The organism is Streptomyces lomondensis, from assembly GCF_014651035.1.
GTDB classification, from domain to species: domain Bacteria; phylum Actinomycetota; class Actinomycetes; order Streptomycetales; family Streptomycetaceae; genus Streptomyces; species Streptomyces lomondensis.
The window spans coordinates 115,646-128,551 of sequence record NZ_BMWC01000001.1 but is presented as its reverse complement, the minus strand read 5'-3'; the positions used below and the strand labels follow the sequence as shown (position 1 = coordinate 128,551).

Annotated in this window: 14 protein-coding genes; 7 read left to right on the top strand and 7 right to left on the bottom strand. The window is 71.9% G+C overall.

What is annotated here, in order from left to right:
• Nucleotides 1-2: 2 nt before the first annotated feature.
• From IE255_RS00510 to IE255_RS00485, 6 genes are read left to right on the top strand one after another with little or no spacing between them, the layout of a single operon-like run.
• Complete coding sequence (locus IE255_RS00510; protein ID WP_190048086.1) at nucleotides 3-650, top strand: ABC transporter permease; 648 nt, start codon at nucleotides 3-5, stop codon at nucleotides 648-650.
• Entirely contained in the window at nucleotides 643-1,899 is a 1,257-nt protein-coding gene (locus tag IE255_RS00505) for a betaine/proline/choline family ABC transporter ATP-binding protein (RefSeq protein ID WP_190048085.1), read from the top strand. Before IE255_RS00510 ends, IE255_RS00505 begins: the two co-directional genes overlap by 8 nt.
• Nucleotides 1,896-2,708, top strand: coding sequence for an ABC transporter permease (locus tag IE255_RS00500; RefSeq protein WP_190048084.1), 813 nt, complete (start codon nucleotides 1,896-1,898; stop codon nucleotides 2,706-2,708). The genes IE255_RS00505 and IE255_RS00500 overlap by 4 nt, the downstream gene beginning before the upstream one ends.
• The gene (locus tag IE255_RS00495; RefSeq protein ID WP_190048083.1) at nucleotides 2,705-3,664 is read left to right on the top strand and encodes a glycine betaine ABC transporter substrate-binding protein; all 960 of its coding nucleotides are present in this window, start codon (nucleotides 2,705-2,707) and stop codon (nucleotides 3,662-3,664) included. The genes IE255_RS00500 and IE255_RS00495 overlap by 4 nt, the downstream gene beginning before the upstream one ends.
• 55 nt (nucleotides 3,665-3,719) lie before the next feature.
• Nucleotides 3,720-4,316 (top strand): ArsR/SmtB family transcription factor, encoded by a 597-nt coding sequence (locus IE255_RS00490; RefSeq protein ID WP_190048082.1) that lies wholly within the window; start codon nucleotides 3,720-3,722, stop codon nucleotides 4,314-4,316.
• On the top strand, nucleotides 4,306-4,476 hold the full coding sequence (locus IE255_RS00485; RefSeq protein WP_190048081.1) for a hypothetical protein: 171 nt from the start codon (nucleotides 4,306-4,308) through the stop codon (nucleotides 4,474-4,476). Before IE255_RS00490 ends, IE255_RS00485 begins: the two co-directional genes overlap by 11 nt.
• Here the strand turns inward: IE255_RS00485 and IE255_RS00480 are convergent.
• The 7 genes from IE255_RS00480 to IE255_RS00450 all read right to left on the bottom strand — a co-directional run bounded on the left by IE255_RS00480 (nucleotide 4,473) and on the right by IE255_RS00450 (nucleotide 11,693).
• A complete protein-coding gene (locus tag IE255_RS00480; RefSeq protein ID WP_190048080.1) occupies nucleotides 4,473-5,264 on the bottom strand; it encodes a S16 family serine protease in 792 nt (263 codons plus the stop codon). The genes IE255_RS00485 and IE255_RS00480 overlap by 4 nt on opposite strands.
• A 77-nt stretch (nucleotides 5,265-5,341) precedes the next feature.
• A complete protein-coding gene (locus IE255_RS00475) occupies nucleotides 5,342-5,983 on the bottom strand; it encodes an IclR family transcriptional regulator (protein WP_190048079.1) in 642 nt (213 codons plus the stop codon).
• A gap of 278 nt (nucleotides 5,984-6,261) precedes the next feature.
• Nucleotides 6,262-8,061, bottom strand: a complete 1,800-nt coding sequence (locus IE255_RS00470) for a DEAD/DEAH box helicase (RefSeq protein ID WP_190048078.1) — start codon at nucleotides 8,059-8,061, stop codon at nucleotides 6,262-6,264.
• A 137-nt stretch (nucleotides 8,062-8,198) separates the two neighbouring features.
• Nucleotides 8,199-8,582 (bottom strand): type II toxin-antitoxin system death-on-curing family toxin, encoded by a 384-nt coding sequence (locus IE255_RS00465; RefSeq protein WP_190048077.1) that lies wholly within the window; start codon nucleotides 8,580-8,582, stop codon nucleotides 8,199-8,201.
• Nucleotides 8,579-8,779: a hypothetical protein gene (locus tag IE255_RS00460; RefSeq protein ID WP_190048076.1), complete on the bottom strand. Its 201-nt coding sequence runs from the start codon at nucleotides 8,777-8,779 to the stop codon at nucleotides 8,579-8,581. Before IE255_RS00460 ends, IE255_RS00465 begins: the two co-directional genes overlap by 4 nt.
• Before the next feature lie 103 nt (nucleotides 8,780-8,882).
• Nucleotides 8,883-10,349 (bottom strand): MFS transporter, encoded by a 1,467-nt coding sequence (locus tag IE255_RS00455; RefSeq protein WP_190048075.1) that lies wholly within the window; start codon nucleotides 10,347-10,349, stop codon nucleotides 8,883-8,885.
• A gap of 108 nt (nucleotides 10,350-10,457) precedes the next feature.
• Nucleotides 10,458-11,693, bottom strand: coding sequence for an MFS transporter (locus IE255_RS00450; protein ID WP_190049294.1), 1,236 nt, complete (start codon nucleotides 11,691-11,693; stop codon nucleotides 10,458-10,460).
• Nucleotides 11,694-12,181: 488 nt separating this feature from the next.
• Here IE255_RS00450 and IE255_RS00445 point away from each other — a divergent pair, with 488 nt between their 5' ends.
• Nucleotides 12,182-12,892 (top strand): alpha/beta fold hydrolase, encoded by a 711-nt coding sequence (locus tag IE255_RS00445; protein WP_229906228.1) that lies wholly within the window; start codon nucleotides 12,182-12,184, stop codon nucleotides 12,890-12,892.
• The last annotated feature ends 14 nt before the right edge of the window (nucleotides 12,893-12,906 follow it).

Here is a 12,906-nt window from a genome sequence, read left to right as displayed (position 1 = left end):
GTGTGAGCTTCTGGGAGTACCTGGCCGACCGGCACCAGCAGCTGCTCGCGGACGCCTACCAGCACGCGAGCGCCGTCTTCCAGTGCATGGTCGTGGCGACCCTGCTCGGGGTGCTGATCGGCGTGGCCGCCTACCGCAGCGAGTGGGCCGGGAACCTCGCGACCACGGCCACCGCCACCGTCCTGACCGTGCCGGCGCTCGCCCTGATCGGCCTGCTCGTCCCGGTCGTGGGGCTCGGGGTGGCGCCCACGGTGGTCGCGCTGACCCTGTACGGGCTGCTGCCGGTCGTGCGCAACGCGATCGTCGGGCTGCGCGGGGTCGACCCGGCGCTGGTGGACGCTGCGACGGGCATCGGGATGTCCCGTCCGGCCCGGCTGCTGCGGGTCGAGCTGCCGCTGGCCTGGCCGCCGATCCTGACCGGGATCCGGGTGTCGACGCAGATGCTGATGGGCATCGCGGCCATCGCGGCGTACGCCTCGGGACCCGGCCTCGGCAACGTCATCTTCCGCGGCCTGGCCTCGCTGGGCAGCGCCAACGCGCTCAACCAGGTCCTCGCGGGCACGCTCGGCATCATCATGCTGGCGCTGCTGTTCGACGCCGCGTACGTGCTGATCGGGCGGCTGACCATTCCCAGGGGGATCCGTGCCTGAGACCGACGGCCACGGGGCCTCCATCGAGCTGGAGAACCTGACCAAGCGGTTCCCCGGCGGTGCGCAGCCGGCCGTGGACAACGTGAGCATGGAGATCAAGGCGGGCGAGGTCGTCGTCCTCGTCGGGCCCTCGGGCTGCGGGAAGTCGACCACGCTCAAGATGATCAACCGGCTGATCGAGCCGACCGGCGGCCGGATCCGCATGGGCGGCGAGGACGTCACCGACATCGACCCGGTCGGGCTGCGCCGCAAGGTCGGCTACGCGATCCAGTCCGCCGGTCTGTTCCCGCACATGACGGTCGCGCAGAACATCGGCCTCGTCCCGAGGATGATCGGCTGGCCGAAGGCCCGGATCAGGGAGCGGACCGAGGAGCTGCTCGACCTCGTCGGCCTCGACCCCGGCGAGTTCCACGGCCGCTACCCGCGCCAGCTCTCCGGCGGCCAGCAGCAGCGCGTGGGCGTGGCCCGGGCGCTGGCGGCCGACCCGCCGGTGCTGCTGATGGACGAGCCGTTCGGGGCGGTCGACCCGATCACCCGGGACCATCTCCAGGACGAGTTGATCCGCCTCCAGCACGAGCTGCACAAGACGATCGTCTTCGTCACCCACGACTTCGACGAGGCGATCAAGCTCGGCGACCGGATCGCCGTGCTGCGCGAGCGGTCGCACATCGCCCAGTTCGACACGCCCGAGGCGATCCTGACCAACCCGGCGGACGACTTCGTGTCCGGCTTCGTCGGCGCCGGTGCGGCGCTGAAGCGGCTGAACCTGACCCGCGTACGGGACGTGGAGATCACCGACTGTCCGACGGTCACGGTCGACGACCCGCTCCAGCAGATCTTCAACCGGCTGCGGGCCGCCGGCACCAGCGAGATCCTGCTGCTCGACCGGCGCGGCCGCCCCTACAAGTGGCTGCGGCGCGGTGACCTGATGCGGGCGAGGGGCTCCCTGGCCCGGGCCGGAACCCTGGTGCACGGCACGGTCACCCGGGACGCGACCCTGCGGGACGCGCTGGAGGCGGTGCTCACCGACAGCGCGGGCCGGGTGGCGGTGACCGGGCGGCACGGCGAGTACACGGGCGTCGTCGACATGGAGACGCTCCTCAACTCCGTGCACGACATGCTGGAGGCCGACCGGCTCGACGCGCTGGAGCACCAGCACGAGCTGGAGGAACTGCGGGCCGCGCGGACGCACGCGGAGCAGGAGGGGGCCGAGGGTGTGACGGGCGTGGGCCTCGGGGGGCGGCGGTGACGGCCACGGAGGTCGAGGACGCCCCCGAGCCGCTCGGCGAGGCACCCCGGCGGCAGCCCCTGCGGCGGCCCCGTCCGGCCCGCCTCAGCTGGCAAAAGCTGACCCTCCTGCCCGTCACCCTGATCGCCGTGCTGCTCGCCACCTGGCTCTGGTTCGAGCAGGCCGACCTGGACGCGCTGTCCCGGAACGCCCTGTCCGGCGGCCAGGTCTCCAAGGCCCTGTGGCAGCACATCCAACTGACCGTGATCTCCACGTTCTTCGTGCTGGTCATCGCGATTCCGCTGGGCATCCTGCTGACCCGCGGGCCGTTCGGCAGGGCCACGCCGGTGGTGATGGCGTTCGCCAACATGGGCCAGGCGACCCCCGCGATCGGCCTGCTGGCCCTGCTGGTGATCTGGCTCGGCATCGGCCGCCGGGCCGCCCTGATCGGCATGATCGCCTACGCCGTCCTGCCGGTGCTGTCGAACACGATCACCGGCCTGAAGGCGAACGACCCCACCCTGCTGGAGGCGGCACGCGGCATCGGCATGTCCCCCCTGGGGGTGCTGACCCGGGTCGAACTCCCCCTGGCCGTCCCGCTGATCCTGGCGGGCGTGCGGACGGCCCTCGTCCTGAACGTGGGGACGGCGACCCTGGCGGTCTTCGGCGGGGGCGGCGGCCTCGGCGTGCTGATCACGACCGGGATCACCAACCAGCGGATGCCGGTACTGGTCCTGGGCTCGGTCCTCACGGTGGTGCTGGCACTGCTGGTGGACTGGCTGGCGTCACTGGCGGAACTGCTGCTGCGGCCGCGGGGGTTGCGGGCATGAGGCGCCGGGCGTGCCTCGTCATGGGGTTGCTGATGGCCGCCGGCTGCGGCCTGACCAGCGGCTCCCCCATGGCCGACGACGTGCGGCCCGGGTCGGTCGGGCGGGGCGAGCCGCTGACGGGCGCGAGGCTGACGGTGACCTCGAAGTCGTTCACCGAGGGGCTGATCCTCGGCGCGATCATGGGCATCGCCCTGGAGGCGGCCGGGGCGGAGGTGCTCGACCGCACGGGCATCCAGGGCTCCGTCGGCAGCCGGGAGGCGGTGCGCAAGGGCGACGCGGACGCCGGGTACGAGTACACGGGCACGGCCTGGATCACGTACCTGGGGCACAGCAGGCCGATCACCGATCCGCGCGAACAGTGGGAGGCCGTACGGAAGGCCGACGCGGCCAACGGGCTGAGCTGGCTGCGGCCGTCGTCGCTGAACAACACGTACGCGCTCGCGATGAACCGGGAGAACGCGAAGAAGTACGGCACGAAGACCCTGTCGGACGTGGCGAGGCTGGCGAAGTCCGACCCGGGCGCGGTGAGGCTGTGCGTGGAGGTCGAGTTCGCGAACCGGGCGGACGGGTTGCCGGGCATGCAGAAGGCGTACGGGATGACGTTGCCGGCGCGGAACGTGACCCAGATGGACACGGGGATCATCTACACCCAGGCGGCGAAGGGGAGTTGTACGTACGGGGAGGTGTTCACCACGGACGGGCGCATCAAGTCGATGAACCTGGTGGTGATGGGCGACGACAGGAAGTTCTTCCCCCACTACAACGCCGCGCCGATGATCAACGCGAAGACGCTGAGGGAGTGGCCGGCGATCGCGGACGTCCTGGACCCGGTGACGGCGCGGCTGAGCAACGCGGTGGCGCGGGACCTGAACGCGAAGGTGGATGTGGAGGGCGAGGATCCGCATCAGGTGGCGCTGGACTGGATGGTGGAGGAGGGGTTGGTCAGGGAGGGGTAGAGAGAGTTGCAAAGAAATCCTTGCAAGGATTCCTTTGCAAGGATAGCTTTGCATCGTGACCGAATCCCAGAACCCGCAGGTACGGCAGCTCGACGCCCGATCCCTGCGCGGACTCGCGCACCCCCTGCGGATGCAGCTCCTGGACGCCCTGCGCTTCGGCGGCCCGGCCACCGCCTCGCAGCTGGCGGCGAAGCTCGGCGAGTCCAGCGGCGTCACCAGCTACCACCTGCGCCAACTCGCGGAGTACGGCTTCGTCGAGGACGCCCCAGAGCGGGGCAAGGGGCGCGAGCGGTGGTGGAAGGCGGTGCACCGCGGCCTGCGTTTCGACGAAACCTTGCTCAACGACTCGGACCCGGTCGTACGCGGGGCGGCGGACCTGTACCTCCACGAGGTCGCCACCACGCAGACCCGGGACCTGTCGACCTGGCTGGGCAACCGTGCCTCATGGTCCGAAGAGTGGCGCCACGTCGGGGACATGAGCAGCTTCACGCTGCGACTGACGCCCGACCTGACGCGAGAGCTCGTCGAGAAGATGCACACACTGGTCGAGTCATACCGCGACCGCGCGACCGACGAGGACACCCCGGGCGCCGAGCAGGTCCGCTTCCACACCCACGCCTTCCCGATCAGGACGGACCGAGATGCACCCTGACATCCACCTCGCCCTGCACCACGCCCGCGCCGCGGAACTCCGTGCCGAGACCGGCCCCTGCCCAGCGCGCCGGCAGGACCTCCGCGCGCGCCTCGGCTGGACCCTCATAGAGGTCGGCCTGAAGCTCGCCACCCGGCCCCGGCCCGTCCCCGCCCACTAACAGCTCGGCACGGAACCCTTGCCCGTCTCCAGGGCCACCAGTGAACTCACCGTGCTCTTCAGCGTGGTCACGGGGATCAGCCGCAGCCCCTCGGGCAGTTCGGCCCGCGCGTCCGCGCACTCCGCCTTCGGCACCAGGAACACCGTCGCCCCGTCGCGCTTGGCGGCCTGCGTCTTGAGGGCGACGCCGCCCACCGCGCCGACCGTGCCGTCCGCGGCGATCGTGCCGGTGCCAGCGATGACACGCCCCCCGGTGAGATCCCCGCCGGTGCCGTCGCCGTCGAGCTTGTCGATGATCCCCAGGGAGAACAGCAGCCCCGCGCTGGGCCCGACCACGTCCGCGAGCTTCAGGCTGACCTTGATGTCCTTGTCGTCGAGGCCGAGGTAGCCCAGCGCGGCCTGCGTCGCCGCGTCCTGGGACTCCTTCATCTGCTTCTCGTTGTGCCGCTCGATTTCCTTGACGCTGTCCCCGCTCGGGTAGAGGGCGTCGCGCGGCATGACGGCCTCGTCGGTGCGGAACCAGCTGTCGAGGACGTCGGGGAGCGACACGCGCTTGTCCGGTGAGGTCGCCACGATGGTCGTCATCCGCAGCTGCCCACGGGTGTCCCGGGTCGGCGCCCCCGAGATGGTGATCACCGGCGTGCCCTTGTGCTCGCCGAGCACGTTCGCCGTCTCCCCCGGCTGCGCCACCGAGAACGGCAGCGGCGCGAACACCGCCGTGGCGAGCAGGGCCACGACGGGCAGGGCGCAGACGGCGATGGCCTGGGGGCGCGTGAGGCGAGAGAACACGGGATCAATCTAACTCGGAGGCGGGACCGGGCCGGGGCCAGGTCGTCCGGGGCCCTGACCAGGCGACACGGCGGACCTCAGCGCAGCGCCTCCGCGACCTCCCGCGCCGCGTCGACGACCCGCGGCCCCACCCGCTCCGGCACCCCGTCGGCCAGCATCACCACGCCGACGCTGCCCTCGACGCCCGTCACGCCCATCAGCGGGGCCGCGGCCCCGCACGCCCCGGCCTCCAGCTCGCCGTGCGTCAGGATGTAGCCCGGGTCCGCCATCGGGTGCTGCCGGGCCGCGAGTATCGCCTTGCCGGCGGCGCCGCGGTCCAAGGAGTGCCGGAATCCGGCGCGGTAGGCGACGTGGTAGTCCGTCCACGTCGGCTCGACGACGGCCACGGCGAGCGCGTCCGCCCCGTCCACCAGGGTCAGGTGCGCCGTCGCGCCGATGTCCTCGGCCAGCGACCGCAGCGCCGGCATCGCGGCCTCCCGTACCAGCGGATGAACCTGTCGCCCCAGACGCAGCACGCCCAGCCCGACCCGGGCACGTCCGCCCAGGTCACGGCGTATGAGGGCGTGCTGTTCCAGCGTGGCGAGCAACCGGTACACCACGGTCCGGTTCACGCCCAGTTTGAGGGAGAGCTCGGTCACGGTCAGCCCGTGGTCCGTGTCGGCGAGCAGCTTGAGGACACGCAGTCCCCTGTCGAGCGTCTGGGAGGTCTCCGCGGTCACGACGCCCACTCCTTAGTGGTGAGGTCGGCGGCCCCCCGGTCGGCGGATGCGTCACCGAGTCCCGGCGGCAACGCGCTTCGGTGGCCGCCGATCGGCCGGCGGCCCGGACTGTCCGGACCGCGTCGCTTCACGGCTGCGCTCCGCGGCGGCGTTGCCACGGGGCGTGTGCGTAGCGGGACAGTAGCGAAGGGGGTTCGCTGAGCGGAAGGCTCCGTCCAGAATCCGGGCACGGACCAGGAGCGACTGGCCCCCTTTGCCCGCATACGTACATTCCGGGGTCACTTCATCCGCGTAGCCCACTCCTGCACCTTGGCGATCCGCTGTCGCAACTGCCCCGCCGTCGCCTCAGCCGCCGGAGGCCCCCCGCACACGCGCCGCAGCTCCGTGTGGATCACCCCGTGCGGCTTGCCGCTCTGGTGGACGTACGCGCCGACCATCGTGTTGAGCTGCCGCCGCAGCTCCATCATCTCCTTGTGGGAGACCACCGGCCGCCGCTCGGCGGGCAGTTCGAGCAGGTCGGCCTCCTCGTCCGGCTTCTTGCGGCTGTGCGCGATCTGCCGGGCCTGCCGCTTCTGGAGCAGCAGCTGCACCTGGTCGGGTTCCAGGAGTCCCGGGATGCCGAGGTAGTCCTGCTCCTCCTCGCTCCCCGGGTGGGCCTGCATGCCGAACTCGGCGCCGTTGTACATGACCCGGTCGAAGACGGCGTCGGACTCCAGCGCCTCGAAGGGCAGCATGTCCTGCTCGCCCGTGTCCTCGTCCTGCTCCTTGTTCGCCTCGTCCATCTCCTTCTCGGACTCGGCGTACGGGTCCTCCTCGCCCTCCTTCTTGGGCTTGTCGAGGACGTGGTCGCGCTCGCGCTCCATCTCGTTGGCGAAGGAGAGCAGGTCGGGCACGGTCGGCAGGAACACCGAGGCGGTCTCGCCGCGGCGCCGCGACCGTACGAAACGGCCGACGGCCTGGGCGAAGAAGAGGGGCGTGGAGATGGTGGTGGCGTACACGCCGACCGCGAGGCGCGGCACGTCGACGCCCTCGGACACCATCCGCACGGCGACCATCCACCGGTCGGTGTTCTGGCTGAACTCGTCGATCCGCTCGGAGGCGCCGGAGTCGTCGGACAGCACGAGGGTCGCCTTGCTGCCGGTGATCTCCCGGATCAGCTTGGCGTAGGCGCGGGCCGAGTCCTGGTCGGAGGCGATGACGAGCGCGCCCGCGTCCGGGATGGCCTTCCGTACCTCGGTCAGCCGCTGGTCGGCGGCGCGCAGCACGGCCGGCATCCACTCACCGCGCGGGTCGAGCGCGGTCCGCCAGGCCTGGCTGATGGCGTCCTTGGTCATGGGTTCGCCGAGCCGGGCGGCGACCTCGTCACCGGCCTTGGTGCGCCAGCGCATGTTGCCGCTGTAGGAGAGGAAGATGACGGGCCGGACGACGTTGTCGGCGAGGGCGTTGCCGTAGCCGTAGGTGTAGTCGGCCGCCGACCGCCGGATGCCGTCGTTGCCCTCCTCGTACGTCACGAAGGGGATGGGGTTGGTGTCGGACCGGAAGGGCGTACCGGTCAGGGCGAGGCGGCGGGTGGCGGGCTCGAAGGCCTCCAGGCAGGCCTCGCCCCAGGACTTGCTGTCACCGGCGTGGTGGATCTCGTCGAGGATGACCAGCGTCTTGCGCTGCTCCACACGGTTGCGGTGCAGCATGGGCCGGACGCCGACACCGGCGTACGTCACGGCGACGCCGTGGTACTCCCGGCCGAGCGGCCCGGCGCTGTACTCGGGATCCAGCTTGATGCCTATCCGCGCCGCGGCCTCCGCCCACTGCTTCTTCAGGTGCTCGGTCGGGGCCACGACGGTCACCTGCTGCACGACGTGGTGGTGCAGCAGCCAGGACGCCAGTGTCAGCGCGAAGGTCGTCTTGCCGGCGCCGGGTGTGGCGACCGCCAGGAAGTCCCGCGGCTGCTCCTGGATGTACTTCTCCATCGCGCCCTGCTGCCAGGCGCGCAGCTTGCTGGCGGTACCCCAGGGGGCGCGGCCGGGGAACGCCGGGGACAGGTGGTGCGAGGCAGAGCTGGTGCCGGCGGTGGTAGTCACGGTCTCCGTTGGGGGTCGGGCGGCTCGTTCGAGGGAGCCTGACGGCTCGGCTACGTATGACAACCGGGCCACCCTACCGGCGCCCCCCACCGCTCAACGCGCGGACCGGGCCGCGTCCCCTCCGGGTGGGACCGACGTCACAGCGCCCTCAGCCGCCCCGCGATCCCCCCGACCTCCGCCTCCGCCCCCGAGGCCACGTCGACGACCAGCGCGTACGCCATGTCCTGGTCCACGCCGGACAGGTCGACGCCGTTGAGGGCGAGGAACGTGGCGGCGGACAGCCAGGCGGTGCGCTTGTTGCCGTCGACCAGGGGGTGGTTGGCGGCGATGGCGTGGAGGAGGGCGGCGGCCTGCTCGTACAGGTCCTCGTAGGCGGACGTACCGAACATCCGGGCGCGGGGCCGGTGCACGGCGGAGGCGAGCAGTCCGGGGGCGCGCGCCTCGGGCGGCCGCCCGCCGAAGGCGATCTCGGCGATGGCGGTGACCTCGTCGACGGTCAGGTACCGGGTCTCCCGTTTCATTCGCCGAGCCTCCGCAACAGGTCGGCGTGCTCCCGCGCGAGCCCTTCGGCGACGCCACGCACGCGTCCGCCCTCCTGGCGCAGGTATCCGCGTACGGCTTCCAGCACCACCTCTTCCGGGGTGCGGCTCTGCGCGTCGGCGAGGTCGTCGAGGGCCTGCCGGAGGGCGGGGCCGAGGGGCAGCAGGAGGTCGGACATGGGCAGAGGCTACGGCCGGGGGCCGCGGCGTGACGACCTCTTTATGGCCGACGGGCGGTCGGCTGACGGTCGGCTGAGGTCGGCGCCTCAACGACCAGCCCGGCTACGGCCGTCGCTCCCGCAGTCGTGTCGACACCCACGCCCCTACCAGCGCCACCGCCGCCATCGGCAGGAACACCGCGGCGAAGGCGGCCGGGTGGGAGCCGGAGGTGTGGGTGGTCGTATGGGTGACCGTGCCGCCGCCCAGGGCGGCGAAGGCGGCGCCGCCCGCGGAGAGCAGGAGGACGTTGGAGAGGCCGTCGGAGATCTGGAGGGCGGCGGAGTTGGTGCCGGCCTCCTCGGGGGCGGAGAGCTTGAGCAGGAGCACGCTGGTGGAGGAGATGACGAGCCCCATGCCGAAGCAGCCGAAGGCCCAGGCGACGGCCAGGGTCCAGACGGGCACGGAGTCGATCAGCACACTCGGCGCCGCGGCGACGGCCGCCGCCACCAGCAGCATCCCGACGGTCGTCAACCGCTCCCGGTACGGCTCCAGCCGCGACCGCGACTGCACCCACGAGCCCAGCGCCCACGTCCCGCCGCCCGCGGCGAGGGAGAACCCGGCCAGCGTCGGACTGAGCCCGCGCTGGGTGACCAGCATCAGCGGCACGAAGGACTCCGCGGCGATGAAGGACCCCGCGGCGACGCCGCGCAGCAGCACCACCGACGGCAGCCCGCGGGCGGCCCGGTAGGTCCCGCGCGGGAGCAGCCCCAGCACGGCCGGCACGAGCAGGGCGACGCCCACCGCGCCGGGCAGGAGGGAGAGCCGGCGCAGATCCTGGGCGGCGTACTGGAGCAGTCCGGCCCCGAGGGAGATGGCGAGGGCGAGACGGATGCGGCGGCGGTCGAGGGAGGCCTTCGCGCCGGCGTCGGCCTGCTCCCCCACCGGCCCGGACGCCCGGCTCCGTATCTGCGGCAGCGCGAGCGCGAGCGGAAGCACGACCAGGACGGGTATCCCCACGAACACCCACCGCCAGCCGAGCCGCTCGGTCACCGTGCCGGCGGCGAGCGGGCCGACGATCGACGGCACGATCCAGGCCGCCGCGAACGCCGCCATGATGGCCGGCCGCAGCCGTTCCGGATAGGCCCGCCCGACGACCACGTACAGCGCGACGATCACCAGCCCGCCGCCGAGTCCCTGTACGGCCCGCCCCAGGATGAACACCCACATCGCCCCGGCCGTCCCCGACAGCAGCAGCCCGGCCCCGAAGGAGGCGATGCCCGTCGACAACGGCCCGAGCGGCCCGCGCAGGTCCGACCACTGCCCCGCGAGCACCATCCCGAACAAGCTGGTCGTGAAGTACCCGGAGAACGCGAAGGCGTACAGCGACACCCCGTCCAACTCCCGCGCGGCGACCGGCATCGCCGTACCGACGGCCGTCGCCTCGAAGGCGATGAGCAGCACGACGGAGACGATCCCGACACTCAACGCCCGGTACGTCCGCCCCAGCACGCTCTCGTCCCCCACCTCGGCGCGGGAGGGCGGGGCAGCGGCATCTACGACATCGGCGTCACGCGGCTCCGGGGCGGTCATGACCGCCAGCGTAAGGTCCACGCGGCACTTTGACCCCTGTCGCGAGACGGTCCCCTTCTGGGACCTTGGTCGTACGTCCCTCCTTTCGGACGACCCTCCCGGCAGCCGTCAGGGGGCTCCGCTCGGGGGGAGTTTCCGTCCCAGCCGTGCGAGTGGGGACAGGGCCATCACCACCGGGGACAGCAGCATGCCCGCGGCCGTCACCAGGAGGCTGGTGCGCAGCCCCCACTCCGCCGCGAGGAAGCCGCCGGCCAGGGAACCGAGCGGGGTCATCCCCATGCCGGCGAACGTGATGGTCGCGGCCACGCGGCCCTGCATCCCGTCCGGAGTGACGGCCTGCCGGACGGCCATGACCGTGACGTTCACCAACTGGCCACCGAACCCGAACACGAAGCCGACCGCGAGGAGCGCGGCGACCGTCACCGCGGAGGAGCCGTGCAGCGCGGGCACGCACAGAAACACGCCGTCGCCGAGTGCCGCCGCGCACACGAGCACCGTGCCGTAACCGAACCGGCCCGGCAGGCGGGCGGCCAGCAGCGAGCCCAGGAGCGCGCCCGGCCCCACCGCCGTGAGCGCCAGCCCGACGACGGTGCCCGACAGGTGCAGTTCCCGGGGCAGGAAGAGGAGATAGACGGTCATCACGGCCGCGAAGGTGAACTGGAAGGCGGCCGAGGCCAGGCACACGGTCCGAAGCACGGCGTCGCGGGCGACGAAACGCAGGCCCTCGTGAATCCGCCGCCAGACCCGAGGGGGCCCTTCCGGAGGCACTGGCATCGCTTCGGCTCGGCGGATCCGCCGGATCGACAGGAACGACAGCGCGAAGAACAGCGCGCCGGAGGCGGCGGCGATCGGCGCCGACAGCAGGGACACCAGCGCACCGCCGAGGGCGGGACCGCCGATCTGCGCCGCGGACCGGCTGCCTTCCAGCGCGCTGTTGCCCTGCACCAGTTGGTCGCGTTCCACCAGCCGTACGAGAGACGCCTGGTAGGCCACGTCGAAGAACACGGACAGGGCCCCGACGGCGAAGGCGAGCGCGAGCAGGCCGGGCAGGCCGAGCCAGCCGAGGAGGCCGGCCACGGCTGCGGCGCCCAGGGCCATGGCCCGCCCGGCGTCGGTGAGCACCATCGTCGTGCGGGTCCGCCACCTGTCCACCCACGCACCGGCGAAGAGCGAGAGCAACAGGATCGGCGCCTGCCCCACCGCGCGGAGGACGCCCAGCTCGCCGGCACTGGCGTGGAGCGTCAGGACGGCGAAGAGCGGCAGAACCACCAGAGTCGCGTGTTCGCCGAGTTGGGAGGCCGTCTGCCCCATCCAGAGCCGGCGGAAGTCGGCGTCCCGCCACAGGCTTGACGGAGCAGGTCGACCGGAATCGGATACAGCGGAGGAAACGGACGGCACGGGAATCCCTTGTGTTGCCGGCAACGAGGCCCGCCATCGCGCACACGAAAGGCGCGTCGACGGTTCGGGCAGGGGAAGGCTCGCTGTGCCGCAACATCAGAGGCAGCACGCGATGACAGGCCGGTCAACGGCCTACGACGTCAACGCGCGCTCGGGTAACCGACCATCTCTCAGCTCCTCATGGACCACTCGCTGCGCCCGAACCCTAGCCGCCGGCGGCTTGACGGGAAAGCGAAAATTCGGCGGCCCGACGCGAAAACGCGGCCGCTCTCCACGTGGCAGCGGGACCGCTTCCGTGCTTGACCCTGACGCAGGGGCAGCCTCCCAGCATGGGCGGCATGACTGCGAGAAGCGCGAAAGCCCTACGGCGGTTTACCGTGCGGCACGACGGCGTCACTCTCCCGGTGTCCCGTGGGGGCAGGGGGCGGCCCCTCGTGCTGTGTCCGGGGCTGAATTCGACCCAGGCCGACCTGTCCGAGCTCATCGATCTGCTGCGGCGGGACCACGACGTCGTGACCTTCGACCTCAGGGGGCACGGCCTCGCCTCGGCCGCCGAGCGGTACTCCTTCGACGCCTTCCTGGGCGACCTCTTCGCCGTGCTGGCGGAGGTCCGGCTGCCCTCGGCGCCCCTGCTCGTGGGGTACTCGCTCGGCGCCGACCTGGCCGTGCACTACGCCGCCGAGTGTCCTGACGCCGTCGCCGGGCTCGTGCTCATCGACGGCGCGAACCCGCTGCCCGAGCCGTTCATCACCGACACCGATCTGGCGGAGTTCCGGGCGATGGCACGGGACGAGGCCGAACGGGACAGGGACCGCGCGCGTCAGGTGGCACTCAGCGCCGAGGACATCCTCGAACTGGGGCTGGAGATGGACGTCGTCCGGGCCCGGATCCTCGACCGGTACGGGAAGATCGAGCAGCCCGTGCGGATGATCATGTCCAGTGCGATCGCCGGCGGCACCGGCGGGGACCGTGCCCCGCGGCACAACCGGCTCTGGCGCGCGGGTGTCGAGCGACTCCTCCGTGTGCGGCCGGACATCGCCACGTTCTGGCTCGAAGCCGACCATCGGCTGGTCTTCACCCACGCCCCGGACATCGCCGAGATCATCCGCGGCGGAGGCGGGCCGGTCGGCAGGCCGGCCTCCTGAAGCGGCTGCGCAAG